This window comes from Streptococcus sp. AS14 (genome assembly GCF_000286495.1).
Lineage (GTDB): Bacteria > Bacillota > Bacilli > Lactobacillales > Streptococcaceae > Streptococcus > Streptococcus sanguinis_P.
Map to the genome: position 1 here is coordinate 21,785 of NZ_ALKI01000017.1, position 19,249 is coordinate 41,033.

The following is a 19,249-nucleotide window of genomic DNA, read 5'->3' on the forward strand; positions in this document are numbered from 1 at the left end:
TATCTTGGCTATGAAGCTTTTAGTTGTTGGTTCAGGCGGTCGTGAGCATGCGATTGCCAAGAAGTTATTGGAATCTCAGGGTGTGGAGCAGGTGTTTGTCGCTCCTGGAAATGATGGCATGACCTTGGATGGGTTGGATTTAGTAAACATTGGAATTTCCGAACATTCCAAACTAATCGAATTTGTCAAGGAGAATGATATTGCTTGGTCTTTTATCGGTCCGGATGATGCCCTGGCAGCTGGAATTGTAGATGATTTTAACCAAGCTGGGCTCAAGGCTTTCGGTCCATCTCGTTTAGCAGCGGAGCTGGAGTGGTCCAAGGATTTTGCCAAGGAAATCATGGTCAAATACGGTGTTCCGACAGCAGCCTATGGCACATTTTCCGACTTTGAGGAAGCTAAAGCTTACATCGAAAAGCAGGGAGCACCTATCGTGGTCAAGGCGGACGGCCTAGCTCTGGGCAAGGGCGTAGTCGTCGCAGAGACAGTGGAGCAAGCGGTCGATGCCGCGCAGGAGATGCTCTTGGACAATAAGTTCGGCGACTCGGGTGCGCGTGTGGTTATCGAGGAGTTCCTGGATGGCGAGGAGTTCTCCCTCTTTGCCTTTGTCAATGGCGACAAGTTTTACATCATGCCAACGGCCCAGGATCATAAGCGGGCCTATGATGGCGACAAGGGACCCAATACAGGTGGTATGGGAGCTTATGCGCCAGTGCCTCACCTGCCACAAATCGTGGTGGAACAGTCGGTTGAGACCATTATCAAGCCAGTTCTCGAAGGCATGATAGCTGAGGGACGACCTTATCTGGGCGTGCTCTATGCTGGGCTGATTCTGACAGCAGATGGTCCTAAGGTCATTGAGTTCAACTCGCGCTTCGGTGACCCAGAGACCCAGATTATCCTGCCGCGCCTGACGTCTGACTTTGCGCAGAACATCACGGACATTTTGGACAAGAAGGAGCCGGCTATCACTTGGCTGGATGAGGGCGTGACCCTTGGCGTGGTTGTCGCTTCAGAGGGCTACCCGCTGGACTATGAGAAAGGCCTGCCTCTGCCGGACAAAACAGACGGCGACATCATCACCTACTATGCTGGGGCTAAGTTTGCGGAAAATAGCGGAGCACTGCTGTCGAATGGCGGCCGAGTTTACATGCTGGTCACCACAGCAGATACCGTATCAGCTGCGCAGGAAAAAATCTACGACCAACTAAAAAAACAAGACACTACAGGTCTCTTTTACCGAACGGATATCGGAAGCAAGGCGGTTAAATAAAACTCTTCGAAAATCTACGATTGACTGTGTTAAAGCTCCTTGAAGAACATTAGTTCGAACTTTATCGCTTTGCCCGGTCATTGTGAGAATTTCTTCAAGCATTTGCAATACTAGCGCTAGCTTAGGCGACGCAGTCGCCAAATATGATAATGGTCACCGTGGTGAAAAGACCAGAACAGTGTATGTTCTGGTTTAGGGAACATTTGGGACTTCGGGCTCAAATTTTAGGAATGAAACCGAAGGTTTGCTTCCGACGCACCACCTAAGACCATTATCAAAAAAGAAAAAGGATATTAACAATGAAACCAATTATTTCCATCATCATGGGCTCCAAATCCGACTGGGCAACCATGCAAAAAACCGCCGAAGTCTTAGACCGCTTTGGTGTAGCCTACGAAAAGAAAGTTGTCTCTGCCCACCGTACACCAGACCTCATGTTTAGACATGCCGAGGAAGCACGGAGTCGCGGTATCAAGGTCATTATTGCAGGTGCTGGAGGCGCAGCCCATTTACCAGGTATGGTCGCAGCAAAAACCACTCTGCCTGTCATTGGTGTACCAGTCAAATCACGCGCTCTCAGCGGTCTGGACTCCCTTTACTCTATCGTGCAGATGCCGGGTGGTGTGCCTGTGGCAACTATGGCTATTGGGGAAGCGGGAGCGACAAACGCTGCCCTGACTGCCCTTCGGATCTTGGCCATTGAAGATCAAGACCTAGCAGCAGCGCTAGCAGATTTTGCAGAAGAACAAGGAAAAATCGCAGAGGAGTCGTCAAATGAGCTCATCTAAAACAATCGGAATCATTGGTGGCGGTCAGCTGGGTCAGATGATGGCCATTTCTGCTATCTACATGGGGCACAAGGTCATCGCGCTCGATCCTGCGGCGGACTGTCCAGCCTCTCGCGTGGCTGAGGTTATCGTAGCGCCTTATAATGATGTGGATGCTCTGCGTCAGCTGGCTGAGCGATGCGATGTCCTGACCTATGAGTTTGAAAATGTTGATGCTGACGGTTTGGATGCTGTCATTAAGGATGGTCAGCTACCTCAAGGGACTGACCTGCTCCGCATTTCTCAAAATCGGATCTTTGAAAAGGACTTTCTCGCAAACAAGGCCCAAGTCACCGTGGCACCCTACAAGGCCGTGACTTCCAGCCAAGACTTGGCAGATATCGACCTATCGAAAAACTATGTCCTCAAGACTGCGACTGGTGGCTATGATGGCCATGGGCAAAAGGTTATTCGCTCGGAAGAAGATTTGGAAGAAGCCTATGCGCTAGCCGATTCAGCAGCCTGTGTCTTGGAAGAATTTGTCAACTTTGACCTTGAAATTTCCGTCATCGTGTCCGGAAATGGCAAGGATGTGACAGTTTTCCCAGTTCAGGAAAATATTCACCGCAACAATATCTTGTCTAAGACTATTGTCCCAGCCCGCATATCGGCTATTCTAGCTGAGAAAGCTAAATCTATGGCAATGCGAATCGCAGACCAGCTTAACTTGTCTGGAACCCTTTGTGTGGAAATGTTTGCGACGGCTGATGACATCATCGTCAATGAGATTGCCCCGCGCCCACACAACTCTGGGCACTACTCTATCGAAGCTTGCGACTTCTCGCAATTCAATACTCATATTCTCGGCGTTCTCGGAGCACCATTGCCAGCTATCCACCTGCATGCGCCTGCCGTCATGCTCAATGTACTCGGCCAGCATGTTGAGGCCGCTGAAAAATATGTCACAGAAAATCCAAGCGCCCACCTCCACCTGTATGGTAAAATAGAAGCGAAGCACAACCGCAAGATGGGACATGTGACCTTGTTTAGTGATGCGCCGGATAGCGTGGTTGAGTTTGGGGGGGATTGATTTTTGATACATTCTAAATTTAATTTTACTAAGTATGAGCGTGATATTTCAGAGAGTTTTGATGTCACTTATCCTTTTGTAGAGGAAGGTTTGCCGCTGCCTATATTTTATGGGGAATTGTATAATCGTGAGCAGGATATGGATTTTGATATGCAGAAGGAGTTTTATTTAGTTAAAACGAAAATCAAAAACAATGTTTTTATTTCAGAAGTCAACCAAAGTGATGGAAAAAATAAATTTGATTTTACAAATGAGAGTGAATTTTATAAATTAAGGCAATTAATAGCTCAATGCCAAAACAAACTTCGTCGATTTGTGAAGGATTCGACTAAGAGAATATGTTATATTGGAATCCCTAGCTCAGAATCAGAAATTCATAATTTACCTCAGTATATTGCAAAAAAATTAAACATAAATAATGAAGTTCTTTTGGTAAGAACAGATTCAAAACAAAAAACTCATGTAGAATCTACAGGTAAAAGACAGCATTTGTATCACGAGTTAACAGAAGGATTGGCCTTGGAGAATTGTGATTGGGGAACATATGATTATATAGTTCTGATGGATGATGTAACAACGAGTGGTAGTTCTTTTCGTATGGTGGATAAATTTCTAATCTCTCACGGAGTACCTAGAAATAAGATAGTCAACTATGCATTTTATAAATATCAAACCGTTGAAAAATGGGAAAAAATAAAATCGTTATATCAAGAAGCTTCAGTAAATTTTGAATCTAAATTTTCAATTGATGGGGTCATTTGGGATTTCGATGAGACTATTGTAAATTCTAGGGATAGAAAAGTAGAAGTTGAACAAAATCTGTTCAACGGTAAAGGATTCAATTATAATTTTTATAATAAAGAAGTTGTCTATGAAATGTATAAAGATTTAGAAGATATTTTTGATATCCTTGCAAATAAATCTATACCATATACGGTAGTTTCTAATCGCTATAGTTTGATGATTAAGTTATTTAAGCAGAAGCTTCTTCGAGAAAAAGTTTTTCCTTTTGAGCAGAAAAATGGAATTACTTTTTACTATAAAGAGGAGAATGAAAAAGGTTACAGAGACTACACACATTCTGACTGGCTAATTAAGCCGAGAGCAAAATCATTTTATGGCTATCATACTAAGCCTGCGTATCTTAGTGTAACTGATTCTATAAAACAGATTAAGCAATACTCATCAGGAAATAGAATTATTGGAATAGGAAATACTAAAAATGATATTATTGCATATAAAGCGGCTGGACTTGAAACAGTATTAGTTACATGGGGGATCCACTATAGATTTAATCGGGACTATGGTGCGGATCATGTGTTTCATGATCCAAGACAATTGTTGGATTTTCTGAAAAAGAATACTTCAGGAATGTACTCGTCAAAGGATTTTGACGATATTATTTCTTTAGTTGCAGAACCTCAAGTTAATTTCGATGACAACTAATTTTAAAAAAGCAGAAAAATATGATAGAGAATTATAGCTTAAGTACTAAAATTATTGCCCTTAGTAGACTTAAAGGGATGGGAAGAAAAAGAATTGCTGATTTTCTAGAAGATGTTTTTTCTAAAAAAGGAAATTATGACTTCACTTTTGAGGATATTTATGGTAGTAAGATAAGTCAGTTAAAAAATTTAATTGAAACTGATTTGACTAAGTCAAGTTGGAATTTTCAATGTAATAAAGCGAAAGAAATTATTGATAATAGTTTAGAAAAACAAATAGTCACGATTAATTTTAGTGATGTTGAGTATCCTAAAGAGCTAGCTGTTTTATCTAAGAAACCACTAGTATTATTTGTTAAAGGGAATATAAAATTACTCACAGATACAAAAAAAGTAGCAGTAATTGGCACTAGGGAACCAAGTGTTTTTGCCCAAAAGATGACTTCAAAGATTACTGAGCAGTTATCTAATTTAGATTACACAGTGGTCAGTGGACTAGCTGTAGGGTGTGACTCCTTGGCTCATGAAATGGCGAGTATTACAAATGGTAAAACTATAGCTATTTTAGCTCATGGCTTAGATGTTCCAATATATCCTAAAGTAAATCGTACACTAGCTGATGATATTTTACGTAATGGCGGGACTTTGGTATCTGAATATCCTATTGGAACAACATTAAGGCCTAGTTATTTGGTTGAACGTGATGAATGGCAAAGTGGTATGAGTTTAGGAACAATTACTATCGAATCGTCAAATAGTGGTGGAAGTAGATATGCAACCTATAAAGCATTAGAACAAGATAGAGCATTAGCCGTTCTTGATCATACTCTCTTTAAGAATGGCAAGGGGCAGCAAGTATATTTTTCAAATGATTCCGCTATTTCTTTAAATCAACAATTGTTAGCGGAAAAAAAAGCTTTTCCTCTTTACTCGTTAGATAGCATATTTGAATTTGATAAAAAAATGCAAGTAATAAAAGAAAAAGTAAATAAAAAATATAGTCAGATTGCAATCAATAATATTATTGCAAAAACCGATAAGCAAGGTAACACTATTCAGACATCTCTTTTTTAAGTTGAGCTTTTATAGATTTTTAACAGAATATTGATTTCTTTTTACATTTTACAAAGACTTTATAACTAGCAATATAGGATACTGAGTTTATCTAAATTTAACTGGAACTATTAATTACTAATACTATTAAAAACCAGAAGGGAATGGGAACGGGTTCCCTTAATTTGAACCCAAACATCTAATCTTTGATAGAATAAAATAAACAAAAAGAAAGGAACATGGACCGTCGTATTTGCTTAACTGAATACGGACTTGGTCAATTACTATGATTCAAATCATCGTCAATGCTTTTGTGGAAGAAGGAAAAGAAACTGCTGTTGTAGAAGTGCTCTTTGCCAGTGCTGACCATGAAAAAGTAAAAGCTAAATATCAGGAATTAAAGATTCAATATCCAAACAATTATCTGGCTATCTATGATTTGCCATTGGATACAGATCTAAGTAGCTTGCCGCACTACCCGTCGGTGGCTATAAGCAAGGAGGAGTTTAATTAGTCTATGAAAATTATCGGTCTGATTGGCGGTATGAGTTGGGAAAGTACCACCTCTTACTACCAAATCATTAACGAAACCATCAAAAAAGAGCTGGGTGGCTTGCATTCTGCTAAGATTCTACTTTATAGTGTTGACTTTGCAGAGGTTGAGCATTATCAAGCAGTCGGAGACTGGGAGAAAAGCGGTCAACTTTTGGCAGATATTGCTCAGCGCTTGGAGCAAGCTGGTGCGGATTTCATTGTTATTTGCACCAACACTATGCACAAGGTTGCTCCGCAGATACAAGAACAGATTACGATTCCAATCTTGCATATTGCACAAGCAACTGCGCAGGCCTTGTTGACTGACGGTATTCAAAAAGTCGGCCTCCTAGGAACCAAGTACACCATGACCCAAGATTTTTACAAGGAGAAATTAATAGAGTCTGGGTTAGAAGTGCTGATTCCAGACCAAGCTGGTATTACAGAGGTTAATCGAATTATTTATGACGAACTTTGCCTAGGGAACATCAAAGAAAGCTCAAAGCAGACTTATCTTGCCGTTATAGATGATTTGAAAAAAGCAGGCGCAGAAGCTGTTATCTTGGGTTGTACCGAGATTGGTCTCCTCGTCAAGCAATCCGACACTGACCTGCCTCTCTACGACACAACAGTGATCCATGCACAGAAAGCAGCGGAGTGGGCGGTAAATAAATGATTATAGAAGACAAGCACAACAGTAAGGTAGGGCATGTGACAGTGTTGAGTTTTGGGAAAGGGATTGATTTTTAAAATGATAGAAGAATTCGATGATGTATTTGAAGATGATATTACTACTCTAACATTTACTTATGCGGATGATGTAGTCATTCCAGAAATTCCGGATGCAGAAGGTATTCATATTGTAGAGATAACAAATAATCAGTTAGTTATAGAGCATACGCGCGATGATGATGAGGTCTATGATTATATAAAGAGTTTTGGATTAACAAGTCGCCCTATAAAACTTTCGATTGAATTTTGTGTTTACGAAGATTCTAAGGAAGAAGAAAATTTTTAGAATTTAATGGAGAAAAGAATTAAAACTTCAGTTAGCTGAGTATCAAGACAAACTTTCAGAATTAGAAGAAATTGAAGAAGATATAGATTATCGTGAAGGTCATGCTACGGCTGGATATGTTTATGTTATTTCTAATATTGGCTCTTTCGGAGAAAATGTTTATAAAATTGGTGTTACTCGCCGTTTGGAACCTATAGAGCGTATTAGGGAATTGAGCAGTGCATCGGTACCGTTCCAATTTGACATACATGCTTTGATTTTTAGTGAAGAGGCATTTGCTTTAGAAACAGAATTACATAACCAGCTTTCTCAATATAAAGTTAACAAAGTAAATGGTCGCAAAGAATATTTCAAAGTTCCTTTTGCAATCATTAAAGATATTTTAGATACTCACAAAGAGCTAACAGTAGAGCTGACAGAAAATGCAGAAGCATTTGAATATAGACAAACTAAAGCTATTGAAGAACAACGCTAGGATTGGAACTCAAGTTTCCTTAATGTTTATTCTAGCTAAGTGAAACCTCAAACGAAAGGAAAATAAAACATGATTGAAAGATATAGCCGCCCTGAAATGGCGAATATTTGGACTGAGGAAAATAAGTACAAGGCTTGGCTGGAGGTAGAGATTCTGGCTGATGAGGCTTGGGCTGAGTTGGGTGAGATTCCCAAGGAAGATGTGGCCTTGATTCGTGAAAAGGCTGGCTTTGACATCGACCGCATCTTGGAGATTGAGCAGGAGACGCGCCACGATGTGGTGGCTTTCACGCGGGCGGTTTCTGAGACACTGGGCGAAGAGCGCAAGTGGGTGCACTATGGCCTGACCTCGACTGATGTGGTAGATACTGCCTACGGTTACCTCTACAAGCAGGCCAATGACATCATCCGTGAGGATCTGCGTCGCTTCACGGACATCATTGCGGAGCGGGCGCGGGAGCACAAGTTCACCATCATGATGGGACGGACACACGGGGTGCATGCGGAGCCGACGACTTTCGGCCTTAAGCTCGCGACTTGGTACAGCGAAATGAAGCGCAACATTGAGCGTTTCGAGATTGCGGCTGCAGGTGTGGAAGCTGGGAAAATCTCTGGTGCGGTTGGGAACTTTGCCAACATTCCGCCATTTGTGGAAAGCTATGTCTGTGAGAAATTAGGCATCCGTCCGCAAGAGATTTCGACTCAAGTCCTGCCACGTGACCTCCACGCTGAATACTTCTCAGCTCTAGCCTTGATTGCGACGTCTATCGAGCGCATGGCAACTGAAATCCGTGGTCTGCAAAAGTCTGAGCAGCGCGAAGTGGAAGAGTTCTTTGCCAAGGGTCAAAAGGGCAGCTCTGCCATGCCGCACAAGCGCAATCCAATCGGCTCTGAAAATATGACCGGTCTGGCGCGTGTCATTCGGGGCCACATGGTGACAGCCTTTGAGAATGTCTCTCTCTGGCATGAGCGCGACATTTCCCACTCATCAGCTGAGCGGATTATCGCACCGGACACGACCATTCTCATCGACTACATGCTCAACCGCTTTGGTAATATCGTCAAGAACCTGACTGTCTTCCCTGAAAATATGAAGCGGAACATGAACTCGACCTTTGGTCTTATCTTTAGCCAGCGGGCCATGTTGACCCTGATTGAAAAAGGCATGACGCGAGAGCAAGCTTATGATCTGGTGCAGCCAAAGACTGCCCAGTCTTGGGACAATCAAGTGGACTTCAAGCCTCTGCTCGAAGCGGATCCAGAAGTCACTTCCCGCCTGACTCAGGAAGAGATTGATGAAATCTTCAACCCAGTTTACTACACCAAGCGCGTAGATGAAATCTTTGAGCGCATTGGATTGTGAGAGTAGATAATGAATGTAGATAATATATTAAACTGGTTGAGCAATGTGATAAAAACCATACCGGATGGTATAATTCAATCATTAATTTTAGGTATTTGTATATTAATTTTCAGGAAAATATTCGCTAAACTACCGAAGATAGGCCCAAGGTTTTCTGAATGGAGTAATAAACTATCAAACTTTTTTAATAAGAACTCACTAGAAATTTCAGAAAATACAATAATAATTCCAACGCCTAGATATAAACCAGGATTGGATTTTAAATTTATAAGAAAGAAACCTAAGCAAGATCAAACTAATAAAAATATGAGTGATGATGATTTTTGGGGAATTATTATTTTATCGTTAATTGGTATTGTTGGAATAGTTTCTATGTTTATAAAGTATAAAAATGAAATTTCACTAGTTTTAAAATGGTATGGTTTAGTTCCTCTAATTTCCTCAATAGTAATTTTATTCATTGTTGCGATTAGTGGCCGTATCCAAAAATCTACATTAGTTTATCTTTTTTATTCAATACCTATCTCTATGCTAACTATTTATTATGGAGTTAACCTATTAACAATCTCTGAAGGGATGTCAGCAGCTTTGACAAATAGCGAGTTTATTCAAAGTGCGTATAAAATAATTGGTTTATTAATTGCGATTGTCCAACAATTCCTGGCATATGCTATGATGTTTAGAAACTTGTTAATTCATTTTGCAAGAAAAATAAAAGTTCCTGAATTTATAAAAAGAGTTATACATAATACAGCATTTTTGGAATCGCAAATTGTTCTATTTACTATGATTATTTTATTTTCTTTGTTTTCATACTTGATGACTTCGGGTATACTAATCTCGTGGATCCAGGATTTTTCAAAATAATATAGCATACATATTATAAAGCTTTAAAAATCATCAATAAGCAAATTTGCTATGCCACAAAAGCGCGTAGATGAAATCTTCAAACGCGTAGGCTTAGATTAAATATAGAAATAGGCGCTTCTTACGAAGTGCCTATTTGCTTGTTCTTAAATTTGACTGGCCAGCTGCCCGATTTTCTTGAGCATTTCTTGGCGTTGTTGGTCTGTCTTGCGTTCTACTCCGTTGAGCTCTGTCAGTTTGACGGGAGAAATACCGCAAAGTTTCAGGACTTGATTTTTAAGCACCTTGCCGTAGTCTTGGACAAAAGGCAGGGCAAAGCCTGGTGTATTGTGGCTGACGATAATCCAGCCGGACTTGCCTTGCAGGTGACCTTGCATGCCGACTTTCTTATAAGAGTAGGCAAAGTCAGCCGCAAAGACGCGGTCGATAAAGCCTTTGAGAATGGCCGGCATACCGCTCCACCAGATCGGGAAAATGAAAATTAGATGGTCTGCCCAAGTGATTAAATCTCGGTATTTGGCCATTTCAGGGTCTTTGTGCAGGTCACGGCGTCTATGTTCTTGGTCAAAGCGCAAAATCGGGTCAAAATTTTCAGCATACAAGTCCAAGGTTTTCACCTCATGCTTCTTAGAAAGGTTGCTTTGAACTTCTTTGAGAATAGCAGCATTGAAGCCAGTTGGGCTTGGGTGGGTATAAATAATCAAGGTTTTCATGATCGTTCTCCTTTGATATAAATGTCAAGCATGTGCTCGATCGTGCTTTGGATGGCTTGAGGATCAAGGTCTTGTCCGATAGGACTGTTGGTCAGAACGGCCAGACCTGTGATAAAGCTCCAAAAGTGAAAAAGGCTTTCTGCTTCGCTATTGTTAAACTTTTCCTCCTTGCGAAGCTTTAAAACGAGCTCCTTAAATTTATCAAATCCAGGCAGGTCAGACTCCAAGAGTATGGTGTCCTGGGTCACTTTCATATATTTAAAAGGAAATTTGATAAAGAGAGCTTCGAAAAAATGAGGGTAGGTCTTAGCAAAAATAATGAAATTAAGACCAAGCTGGGTCAGCTGACCACGCGCAGAACCTGTCGCATCAATCTTTTCATTGATTTCCTGGTTGAGAAAGAGCGAAAGCCTGGCCAAAACCACCTTGAGGTAGCCTTCCTTGCTCTCAAAATGGCGGTATGGAGTGCCGTGAGTTACACCGCAGGCCTTGGCAACAGTCCTGAGCGAGAGCTGTTCAATTCCATGTTTTCCGATTTCTTCAATCCCTGTTTGAATGAGCTGTTCTTTCAGCTGGGCAGTATTGCGTTTCATTCATTTTCTCCTAAAGTATACACCGTCTACTTATCTATCTTTAGTATACACTGTCTACTTTTTCTTGTCAACTAATTTGATGCTTTCTTCTATTCTAGGATGTGGCAGAATTTGCTTTCAGTAAGATAAAATGTTAAAATAATATCAAAATGATAGCGCTTTCTTTTTAGGGCGAATTGCTCATCGTAAAGAAACGCTGAGAAACGGAGGACACCTATGAAGAAAATTATCAACGATCCAACAGCGGTTGTGGACGAGATGCTGGAAGGATTGGCCTATATTCACAGCGATTTGGTTTATCGGGTGGAGGGCTTTGATATCATTGCCCGCAAGAGTGAGAAGACTGGCAAGGTTGGCTTGATTTCTGGCGGTGGCAGTGGTCATGAGCCTTCCCACGCGGGCTTTGTTGGGGAGGGCATGCTGTCGGCCGCTATCTGCGGAGCGGTCTTTACTTCGCCAACACCTGATCAGGTCTTGCAGGCTATCAAGGAAGCAGATGAGGGTGCTGGGGTCTTCATGGTGATTAAGAATTATTCCGGTGACATTATGAACTTTGAAATGGCTCAGGAAATGGCTGAGATGGAAGGGATTGAGGTGGCTAGTGTCGTCGTAGATGACGATATCGCAGTGGAAGACAGCCTCTATACGCAAGGTCGTCGCGGAGTGGCTGGTACCATTCTTGTCCATAAGATTCTAGGGGATGCGGCGCGTGCAGGCAAATCTCTGACTGAAATCAAGGCTCTGGCTGACGAGCTGGTCAAACATATTCACACAGTTGGCTTGGCTCTGAGCGGGGCAACCGTACCTGAAGTCGGCAAGCCTGGTTTTGTTTTGGCTGATGATGAGATAGAGTTCGGTATTGGCATCCACGGTGAGCCCGGCTATCGCAAGGAAAAGATGCAACCGTCTAAGGACTTAGCTAAAGAATTAGTCGAAAAGCTCAGTCAGTCTGTTGAGCTCAAATCTGGCAAGAAGATTGGTATTCTCATCAATGGTATGGGTGCAACACCGCTCATGGAGCAGTATGTCTTTGCGGCCGATGTAGCAAATCTTCTGGCAGAAGCTGGAGTCGAAGTTGTCTATAAAAAGCTGGGCAATTACATGACCTCCATTGATATGGCTGGGATTTCTCTGACCTTTATCCAGCTAGACCAGCCAGACTGGCTGACAGCTCTCAACAGTCTTGTCACGACAGCCGCTTGGTAAGGAGGTGCTTATGGACGCAGCAAGAGCAAAAAAATGGATGCAGTTGTTCAACGAGAAGATCCAGGACCAGAAAGCCTATCTGTCTGATCTTGATACTCCTATCGGCGACGGCGATCATGGCGCCAATATGGCTAGGGGGATGGCAGCAGCAGTAGAGAGTCTAGCTGCTAAGGACTTTGCCAGTGCGGCTGAGGTTTTTCAGGCTGTTTCCATGCAGCTGATTAGCAAGGTCGGCGGTGCTTCAGGCCCTCTTTATGGCTCGGCCTTCATGGGCATGGGCAAAGCTGAGAAAGACGGCAAGGACTTGTCAGAAGTTATCCAAGCTGGGCTGGACATGATTCAGAAGCGGGGCAAGGCTGTGCCTGGTGAGAAGACCATGGTGGATGTCTGGTCGGAGCTTCCTGTTTCTTTGCAGTCTGGAGACTTGACGCGTGAAAAGATTGGTTCTCTAGTGGAAGCGACCAAAGATCTGAAAGCGACCAAGGGGCGGGCTTCCTATGTCGGTGAGCGCTCTATCGGCCATATTGATCCCGGTTCGGCTTCATCTGGTCTCCTCTTTGAGGCTCTTCTAGAAACGGAGGCAGGCTGATGGCAGATACTGGCATTCTTATCGTTTCCCATTCCAAAAACCTGGTCCAAGGCTTGTTTGAGCTCATTTTGCAGGTGGCGGCAGATGTGGCCATCAGCTATGTAGGCGGGTTGGACGACGGTAGCATCGGGACCAGCTTTGAAGGGATTCAGGCAGCTTTAGATGCCAATGACAAGGACACTATTTTGGCCTTTTTTGATCTGGGTTCGGCTCGGATGAATCTAGAAATGGTCGCAGACTTTTCTGACAAGGAAATCATTATCAATAATGTTCCTTTGGTAGAGGGCGCTTATACGGCTGCTGCCCTTCTTCAGGCTGGGGCAGATTTGCCTAATGTTTTGCTTCAGGTCCGTGAATTAGAAATAAAGAAATAGCAGGTTTTATAGAGACTTAATAAACGACTTCATTTGAAAAATAAAGAACATTTTATATCAAAAAGCTGGGATGTGAATCTCAGCTTTTTTGCTTTATCGCTGTACCAATTTTCAGGGGAAGAGCCTGTGTTTCTTATTTTTTCTTCTTTAAATTGATTAAAAATAGGACGAAATCATAAGTTTCGTTTACTTTTTGACAGAATTCACTTTTTAATGAACAAAAGTTTTTAGAATGGATTGCAAATTGGTATAGATAGACTTATAATAGATATAAGTACACAAGATGAAATAAAAAACGACAGCCGATTAGAAGCCATCGTTTTCAATCTTAGTGGTCCCGATTGCAGGAAATGAACTTAATCTTGAAGAAGTCACCGCGTTTGTAAGTTTCGCTGTACTCTAAGATTTGTCCAGTGCTTTCCAGCTGGGTAATCTTCACCTGATGAACAGTCGGGAAGTTGGTATCAACTTCCAGCACTTTCGCAACATCTTTTGGTGTTGGGAAGACAATTTCATTGGTCTCTTCAAAATGTTCATCATTCATGTGAATGTGGTAGTCAGTTTTGAAGCGGTTGTAAATGGAGCTGTAGTAGTCCATATCTGGATAGTTAGGATTGATGTATTGCTCAGGGATATAGGTTTGGTGATAGATATAGACTTTATCGCCAGTCCGTCTGATTCGGTCAATCTTATAGTAGAACTGCGTTGGTGCTAGTTCTAGCTTATCCAAGATTTTCAGGTCATTTCCGCGTTTAATGGAAAGAACAGTCACCTTATCTTTTTGGATAGGGAAGGTCTCAACGTCAGAAAATTCCACCAGCTTGTGCTTTCTTGCACGTGAAACGAAGGTCCCCTTGCCTTGTTGGCGGATGATGTAACCATCATTAGCCAGTTCATTCAAAGCGCGGACAACAGTAATGGAGCTGACATTAAACATCTGAATCAGCTCAGCCTCTGTGTAAAACTTATCGCCATTTTCAAATTTGCCAGAAATGATTTGCTGCTTGAGCTCATCTTTGATTTGTTGGTATTTTGGAATAGCCATTTTGTTCACCTCTCTTTTTTTACTTTTCTTACTTAAGATTTTAACATATTTTTAAAAAAAATGTTGACATTTATGCAAAAATTTATTATATTAATATTAATAAGAGATGAAAGCGGTTTTATAACTGGGGGAACATCAGATGGCAAGATTCAAAATTGGTCATTCCTTCTGTTTGGATGATCGGGAGTTTAAGATTTTATCGGGAGCCATTCACTATTTTCGGGTACAGCCTGAGGATTGGTATCATTCCCTTTATAATCTCAAAGCTCTGGGCTTTAATACAGTGGAGACCTATCTTCCCTGGAATATGCACGAACCTCAAAAAGGTGTCTTTAACTTCCAAGGGATTTTAGATATTGAGGCATTTTTACAGACGGCTCAGGATTTGGGACTTTATGCCATTATCCGCCCTTCGCCTTTTATCTGCGCGGAGTGGGAGTTCGGTGGTCTGCCGGCCTGGCTGCTCAATGAAAATATGCGCATCCGCTCATCAGACGAGGCCTTTCTGCGGGCTGTAGCCAGTTATTATGACGAGCTGCTGCCGCGACTGACTCCAAGGCTACTGGACAATGCGGGAAATATCCTCATGATGCAGGTGGAAAATGAGTACGGTTCTTATGGGGAAGACAAGGCCTACTTAAGAGCAATCAGACAGCTCATGGAAGAACGAGGTGTAACCTGTCCGCTCTTTACTTCAGACGGGCCTTGGCGGGCTACGCTTCGAGCTGGTACTCTGATTGATGACGATGTCTTTGTGACAGGAAATTTCGGCTCTAAGGCAGATTACAATTTTGCCCAGATGCAGGAATTCTTTGACGAGCATGGTAAAAAGTGGCCGCTCATGTGTATGGAGTTCTGGGACGGCTGGTTCAATCGCTGGAAAGAACCTATCATCAAGCGAGATCCAGACGAGTTGGCTCAAGCTGTCCACGAAGTGCTCCAGCAGGGCTCAATCAATCTCTATATGTTTCATGGCGGTACCAATTTTGGCTTTATGAACGGCTGTTCGGCCAGAGGAGTCATTGACCTGCCACAGGTAACATCCTATGACTACGATGCTCTACTCGATGAGCGTGGCAATCCGACGGACAAGTACTATGCAGTCCAGAGGATGCTGAAAAAGTATTATCCAGAGTATCCACAGATGGAGCCCTTAGTGAAAGAGTCTTTTGAACTCAGGAATATTCCGCTCAGTCAGAAGGTCAGTCTCTTTGAGACACTGCCTGACTTGGCAGAGCCTATCGAAAGTCTCTATCCGATGAAGATGGAAGAGCTGGGGCAAAATGTCGGCTACCTGCTCTATCGGACTTGGGCTAGTTGGGATGCTGATCAGGAAAGGATCCGTGTCATTGACGGGCGCGACCGTATGCAGCTCTATGTGGACGGTCAGCACATAGCAACCCAGTACCAGACAGAAATCGGTCAGGATATCATGGTGGACGGCCAGAAAAAGGCGGAGCACCAGCTTGACATTCTGATGGAAAATATGGGTCGGGTCAATTATGGGCACAAGCTACTGGCAGATACCCAGCAGAAGGGGATTCGTACGGGTGTCTGCAAGGATCTCCACTTCCTGCTTGACTGGCAGCATTATCCGCTTCCGCTGGACCATCCAGAAAAGATTGACTTTTCAAAAGGGTGGCAGGAAAAGCAACCAGCTTTCTACGCTTTTGACTTTAAAATGAAAGCGCTTAAAGATACTTATCTGGATCTGTCCGACTTTGGCAAGGGCGTCGTCTTTGTCAACGGTGTCAGCATTGGCCGTTTCTGGAATGTCGGACCGACCTTATCGCTCTATATCCCGCACAGCCTGCTCAGAGAGGGAGACAATCGCATCATTATCTTTGAGACAGAAGGGATCTACAGCGAAACCATTCACTTAGTTAACCAACCTACATTTAAAACAATAAAGGGGGAAAATCTATGACAATAGTAGGTGCACGTATCGATGGACGTTTGATCCATGGACAGGTAGCCAATCTTTGGACTACCAAGCTCAATATTTCACGCATTATGGTGATTGACGATGAGGTAGCTGAAAATGCTATCGAAAAGAGCGGACTCAAGCTCGCAACGCCAGCTGGTGTGAAACTTAGTGTCTTGCCAATTGCTAAGGCAGCAGAAAATATCTTGGCCGGCAAGTATGATTCACAGCGACTCTTGATTGTTGCTCGTAAGCCAGACCGTTTCCTGCGGTTGGTCGAAGCTGGTGTTCCGCTGGAAACGCTGAACGTTGGCAATATGTCTCAGTCAGACGAAACTCGCTCCATTACCCGATCTATCAACGTGGTAGATGCAGATGTTGAAGCCTTTCACAAGCTTCATGAAAAAGGAGTAAAACTGACAGCGCAAATGGTTCCCAACGATCCGGTTGAGGACTTCATGAAGTTATTAAAATAAGAAAAAATTTTAGGAGGACATTGTTATGATACAATGGTGGCAAATTTTACTACTCACTTTGTACTCAGCTTATCAAATCTGTGATGAGTTGACCATCGTTTCGTCAGCAGGATCCCCTGTATTTGCTGGGTTCATTACTGGCTTGATTATGGGGAAACCAGTGACCGGTTTGTTTATTGGTGGTAGCCTGCAATTGTTCGTTCTTGGTGTAGGGACATTTGGTGGAGCTTCTCGTATTGATGCGACATCAGGTGCCGTTCTTGCGACAGCCTTTTCCGTAGCACAAGGCATTAAGCCAGAGTTGGCTATCGCGACAATCGCAGTACCGGTAGCAACTTTGCTGACTTACTTCGATATCTTGGGCCGTATGACAACGACTTATTTCGCGCACCGTGTGGATGCAGCAATTGAGCGCTTCGACTATAAAGGTATTGAACGCAACTATCTCTTAGGTGCCCTTCCTTGGGCTCTGTCTCGTGCCCTCCCAGTCTTTCTGGCTCTGGCATTTGGTGGAACATTTGTTCAAGCGATAGTAGATGGTGTTGCTGGTGTGAAATGGTTGGCTGCAGGTTTGACGCTGGCTGGTCGTATGCTTCCAGGACTCGGGTTTGCTATCTTGCTTCGTTACCTTCCAGTTAAACGTAATCTTCATTACTTAGCTCTTGGTTTTGGCTTGACGGCTATGCTGACTGTGCTTTATTCAAACATTCAAACTTTGGGTGGGGCTGTATCTAGTATTGTTGGAACTCTTCCAAAAGATGCTGCAATCACATTTGCCAACAACTTCAAAAGCTTGTCTATGATTGGTGTAGCTATCTTTGGTATCTTCCTTGCAGTACAGCATTTCAAATACAGCCAAAGAACAGTAGTTGCTGCTCCAGCTGCTAGCACAAAATCAGAAAGCGAGGAAATTGAAGATGACGAACTCTAATTATAAATTAACAAAAGAAGATTTTAAACAAATCAATAAACGCAGCTTGTTCACTTTCCAATTAGGCTGGAACTACGAGCGGATGCAAGGTTCTGGTTACCTCTACATGCTCTTGCCTCAGTTGCGTAAAATGTATGGTGATGGCACTCCAGAATTGAAAGAAATGATGAAATTGCATACGCAATTCTTCAATACATCACCTTTCTTCCACACCATTATTGCAGGTTTTGACCTAGCTATGGAAGAAAAAGACGGTGTTAAATCAAAAGATGCGGTCAATGGTATCAAGACAGGTCTTATGGGACCATTTGCTCCTCTTGGAGACTCTATCTTTGGCTCTCTTGTGCCAGCCATCATGGGATCTATCGCTGCTACTATGGCTATTGCAGGCCAGCCTTGGGGAATTTTCCTTTGGATTGCTGTAGCAGTTGCTTATGACATTTTCCGTTGGAAACAGTTAGAATTTGCCTACAAAGAAGGGGTCAATCTCATCACCAATATGCAAAGTACTTTGACAGCTCTTGTTGAAGCGGCTTCTGTATTGGGTATCTTTATGGTGGGTGGTTTGATTGCTACTATGATCAACTTTGAAGTATCCTGGGTATGGAACATCGGTAAAAAAGCTATTGATTTCCAAGACATGATGAATCTGATTTTCCCACGTTTGATTCCAGCAGTCTTTACAGGCTTTATCTTCTGGCTCTTGGGCAAGAAAGGAATGAACTCTACTAAGGCTATCTTCATTATCATTATCATGGCAGTAAGCTTCTCCGCTATCGGCTATTTCCTGCTGGGACAAGTACCAGAGTAATGGAGTGATTTATGAGTAAGAAATTAGTTTTAGTCAGCCATGGTCGCTTTTGTGAAGAGCTGAAAACCACTACGGAAATGATTATGGGGCCTCAGGAAGACATCCATGCAGTAGCCCTGCTTCCGGAGGAAGGCCCAGAAGATTTCGCAGCTAAATTCTTAGAAACGGTCAAAGACTTTGAGGATTACTTGGTTTTTGCGGATCTCTTGGGGGGCACTCCTTGTAATGTAGTCAGCCGCTTCATTATGGAGGGACAGGATATTGAGCTTTATGCGGGGGTCAATCTGCCCATGGTCATTGAGTTTATTAATGCATCTTTGACAGGAGCAGAAGTTAGCTATCCATCCAAAGCAGCAGAGAATATTGTTAAGGTTAATGATGTTCTAGCTGGCCTAATGGATGATGAAGATGAATAAAAGCTTGAACAGCCACTTCTAGTTAGGTCAAGTCCTTGCGCTGTCAGCAGATGGGAGACTGCTGATAGATAAGGCCAAGCCACAGTGGTTGATTCAAGCATACTGGTCTAAGAGGAATTTGGGAGATGCCTCTTGGCCTAGGGAAATGGATGGTTCAGCATTGCAAAATGCAGTCGCTGTCTGGTTTGAAAAAGCTTGTTAAAAGCATATTTCAAGTCTAGCCATCGTTGCGGGGGTGGGACAGCGAGCCGAAAATCTTGGATTTTCTGGATTTCTGTCCCACTCCC

At 42.8% G+C, this 19,249-nt stretch carries 21 protein-coding genes and 1 pseudogene; 19 read left to right on the forward strand and 3 right to left on the reverse strand.

What is annotated here, in order from left to right:
- Window positions 1-10: 10 nt before the first annotated feature.
- The 11 genes and pseudogenes from purD to HMPREF1150_RS02785 all read left to right on the forward strand — a co-directional run bounded on the left by purD (window position 11) and on the right by HMPREF1150_RS02785 (window position 9,884).
- The gene (gene purD, locus HMPREF1150_RS02830) at window positions 11-1,273 is read left to right on the forward strand and encodes a phosphoribosylamine--glycine ligase (RefSeq protein ID WP_009660198.1); all 1,263 of its coding nucleotides are present in this window, start codon (window positions 11-13) and stop codon (window positions 1,271-1,273) included.
- 299 nt (window positions 1,274-1,572) lie between these two features.
- On the forward strand, window positions 1,573-2,061 hold the full coding sequence (gene purE / locus HMPREF1150_RS02825; RefSeq protein ID WP_009660156.1) for a 5-(carboxyamino)imidazole ribonucleotide mutase: 489 nt from the start codon (window positions 1,573-1,575) through the stop codon (window positions 2,059-2,061).
- Complete coding sequence (purK, locus tag HMPREF1150_RS02820; protein WP_009660220.1) at window positions 2,048-3,130, forward strand: 5-(carboxyamino)imidazole ribonucleotide synthase; 1,083 nt, start codon at window positions 2,048-2,050, stop codon at window positions 3,128-3,130. The genes purE and purK overlap by 14 nt, the downstream gene beginning before the upstream one ends.
- Window positions 3,131-3,133: 3 nt before the next feature.
- Window positions 3,134-4,576: an HAD family hydrolase gene (locus tag HMPREF1150_RS02815; RefSeq protein WP_009660197.1), complete on the forward strand. Its 1,443-nt coding sequence runs from the start codon at window positions 3,134-3,136 to the stop codon at window positions 4,574-4,576.
- Window positions 4,577-4,596: 20 nt separating this feature from the next.
- Window positions 4,597-5,649 (forward strand): DNA-processing protein DprA, encoded by a 1,053-nt coding sequence (locus HMPREF1150_RS02810; RefSeq protein ID WP_009660253.1) that lies wholly within the window; start codon window positions 4,597-4,599, stop codon window positions 5,647-5,649.
- A 265-nt stretch (window positions 5,650-5,914) separates the two neighbouring features.
- Entirely contained in the window at window positions 5,915-6,142 is a 228-nt protein-coding gene (locus tag HMPREF1150_RS02805; protein ID WP_002928687.1) for a hypothetical protein, read from the forward strand.
- 3 nt (window positions 6,143-6,145) lie between these two features.
- Window positions 6,146-6,838: an aspartate/glutamate racemase family protein gene (locus HMPREF1150_RS02800; protein ID WP_009660135.1), complete on the forward strand. Its 693-nt coding sequence runs from the start codon at window positions 6,146-6,148 to the stop codon at window positions 6,836-6,838.
- Between the two features lie 75 nt (window positions 6,839-6,913).
- Window positions 6,914-7,180 carry a hypothetical protein gene (locus tag HMPREF1150_RS02795; protein WP_124765095.1) on the forward strand — a complete coding sequence of 89 codons (267 nt, stop codon included), beginning with the start codon at window positions 6,914-6,916 and terminating at the stop codon, window positions 7,178-7,180.
- Between the two features lie 13 nt (window positions 7,181-7,193).
- A pseudogene (locus HMPREF1150_RS0111300) lies at window positions 7,194-7,655 on the forward strand (GIY-YIG nuclease family protein); the annotation flags it as partial.
- A gap of 69 nt (window positions 7,656-7,724) precedes the next feature.
- Window positions 7,725-9,017 carry an adenylosuccinate lyase gene (purB, locus tag HMPREF1150_RS02790; RefSeq protein WP_009660239.1) on the forward strand — a complete coding sequence of 431 codons (1,293 nt, stop codon included), beginning with the start codon at window positions 7,725-7,727 and terminating at the stop codon, window positions 9,015-9,017.
- A gap of 9 nt (window positions 9,018-9,026) precedes the next feature.
- Complete coding sequence (locus HMPREF1150_RS02785; protein WP_009660176.1) at window positions 9,027-9,884, forward strand: hypothetical protein; 858 nt, start codon at window positions 9,027-9,029, stop codon at window positions 9,882-9,884.
- A 146-nt stretch (window positions 9,885-10,030) separates the two neighbouring features.
- On the opposite strand, the gene HMPREF1150_RS02780 is transcribed toward HMPREF1150_RS02785, so the two are convergent.
- Both HMPREF1150_RS02780 and HMPREF1150_RS02775 read right to left on the reverse strand, forming a co-directional pair.
- Window positions 10,031-10,597, reverse strand: a complete 567-nt coding sequence (locus HMPREF1150_RS02780; protein WP_009660257.1) for an NAD(P)H-dependent oxidoreductase — start codon at window positions 10,595-10,597, stop codon at window positions 10,031-10,033.
- Entirely contained in the window at window positions 10,594-11,190 is a 597-nt protein-coding gene (locus tag HMPREF1150_RS02775) for a TetR/AcrR family transcriptional regulator (protein WP_009660180.1), read from the reverse strand. The genes HMPREF1150_RS02780 and HMPREF1150_RS02775 overlap by 4 nt, the downstream gene beginning before the upstream one ends.
- Window positions 11,191-11,406: 216 nt before the next feature.
- Here HMPREF1150_RS02775 and dhaK point away from each other — a divergent pair, with 216 nt between their 5' ends.
- Genes dhaK through dhaM form a run of 3 tightly spaced genes read left to right on the forward strand, consistent with a single transcriptional unit; the run spans window position 11,407 to window position 13,359 of the window.
- A complete protein-coding gene (gene dhaK / locus HMPREF1150_RS02770; protein ID WP_009660256.1) occupies window positions 11,407-12,396 on the forward strand; it encodes a dihydroxyacetone kinase subunit DhaK in 990 nt (329 codons plus the stop codon).
- Between the two features lie 10 nt (window positions 12,397-12,406).
- Window positions 12,407-12,985 carry a dihydroxyacetone kinase subunit DhaL gene (gene dhaL / locus HMPREF1150_RS02765; protein ID WP_009660187.1) on the forward strand — a complete coding sequence of 193 codons (579 nt, stop codon included), beginning with the start codon at window positions 12,407-12,409 and terminating at the stop codon, window positions 12,983-12,985.
- Window positions 12,985-13,359, forward strand: coding sequence for a dihydroxyacetone kinase phosphoryl donor subunit DhaM (dhaM, locus tag HMPREF1150_RS02760; RefSeq protein WP_009660143.1), 375 nt, complete (start codon window positions 12,985-12,987; stop codon window positions 13,357-13,359). Before dhaL ends, dhaM begins: the two co-directional genes overlap by 1 nt.
- Window positions 13,360-13,687: 328 nt before the next feature.
- On the opposite strand, the gene HMPREF1150_RS02755 is transcribed toward dhaM, so the two are convergent.
- On the reverse strand, window positions 13,688-14,404 hold the full coding sequence (locus tag HMPREF1150_RS02755; RefSeq protein ID WP_002907683.1) for a GntR family transcriptional regulator: 717 nt from the start codon (window positions 14,402-14,404) through the stop codon (window positions 13,688-13,690).
- Between the two features lie 139 nt (window positions 14,405-14,543).
- On the opposite strand from HMPREF1150_RS02755, the gene HMPREF1150_RS02750 reads away from it, so the two are divergent.
- Genes HMPREF1150_RS02750 through HMPREF1150_RS02730 form a run of 5 tightly spaced genes read left to right on the forward strand, consistent with a single transcriptional unit; the run spans window position 14,544 to window position 18,962 of the window.
- Window positions 14,544-16,331, forward strand: a complete 1,788-nt coding sequence (locus HMPREF1150_RS02750; RefSeq protein WP_009660227.1) for a beta-galactosidase family protein — start codon at window positions 14,544-14,546, stop codon at window positions 16,329-16,331.
- Window positions 16,328-16,804 carry a PTS system mannose/fructose/N-acetylgalactosamine-transporter subunit IIB gene (locus HMPREF1150_RS02745; RefSeq protein ID WP_002898809.1) on the forward strand — a complete coding sequence of 159 codons (477 nt, stop codon included), beginning with the start codon at window positions 16,328-16,330 and terminating at the stop codon, window positions 16,802-16,804. Before HMPREF1150_RS02750 ends, HMPREF1150_RS02745 begins: the two co-directional genes overlap by 4 nt.
- 25 nt (window positions 16,805-16,829) lie before the next feature.
- Window positions 16,830-17,735 (forward strand): PTS mannose/fructose/sorbose/N-acetylgalactosamine transporter subunit IIC, encoded by a 906-nt coding sequence (locus tag HMPREF1150_RS02740; protein ID WP_002908421.1) that lies wholly within the window; start codon window positions 16,830-16,832, stop codon window positions 17,733-17,735.
- Window positions 17,722-18,546: a PTS system mannose/fructose/sorbose family transporter subunit IID gene (locus HMPREF1150_RS02735; protein WP_002907685.1), complete on the forward strand. Its 825-nt coding sequence runs from the start codon at window positions 17,722-17,724 to the stop codon at window positions 18,544-18,546. Before HMPREF1150_RS02740 ends, HMPREF1150_RS02735 begins: the two co-directional genes overlap by 14 nt.
- An 11-nt stretch (window positions 18,547-18,557) precedes the next feature.
- A complete protein-coding gene (locus HMPREF1150_RS02730; RefSeq protein WP_002894390.1) occupies window positions 18,558-18,962 on the forward strand; it encodes a PTS sugar transporter subunit IIA in 405 nt (134 codons plus the stop codon).
- The last annotated feature ends 287 nt before the right edge of the window (window positions 18,963-19,249 follow it).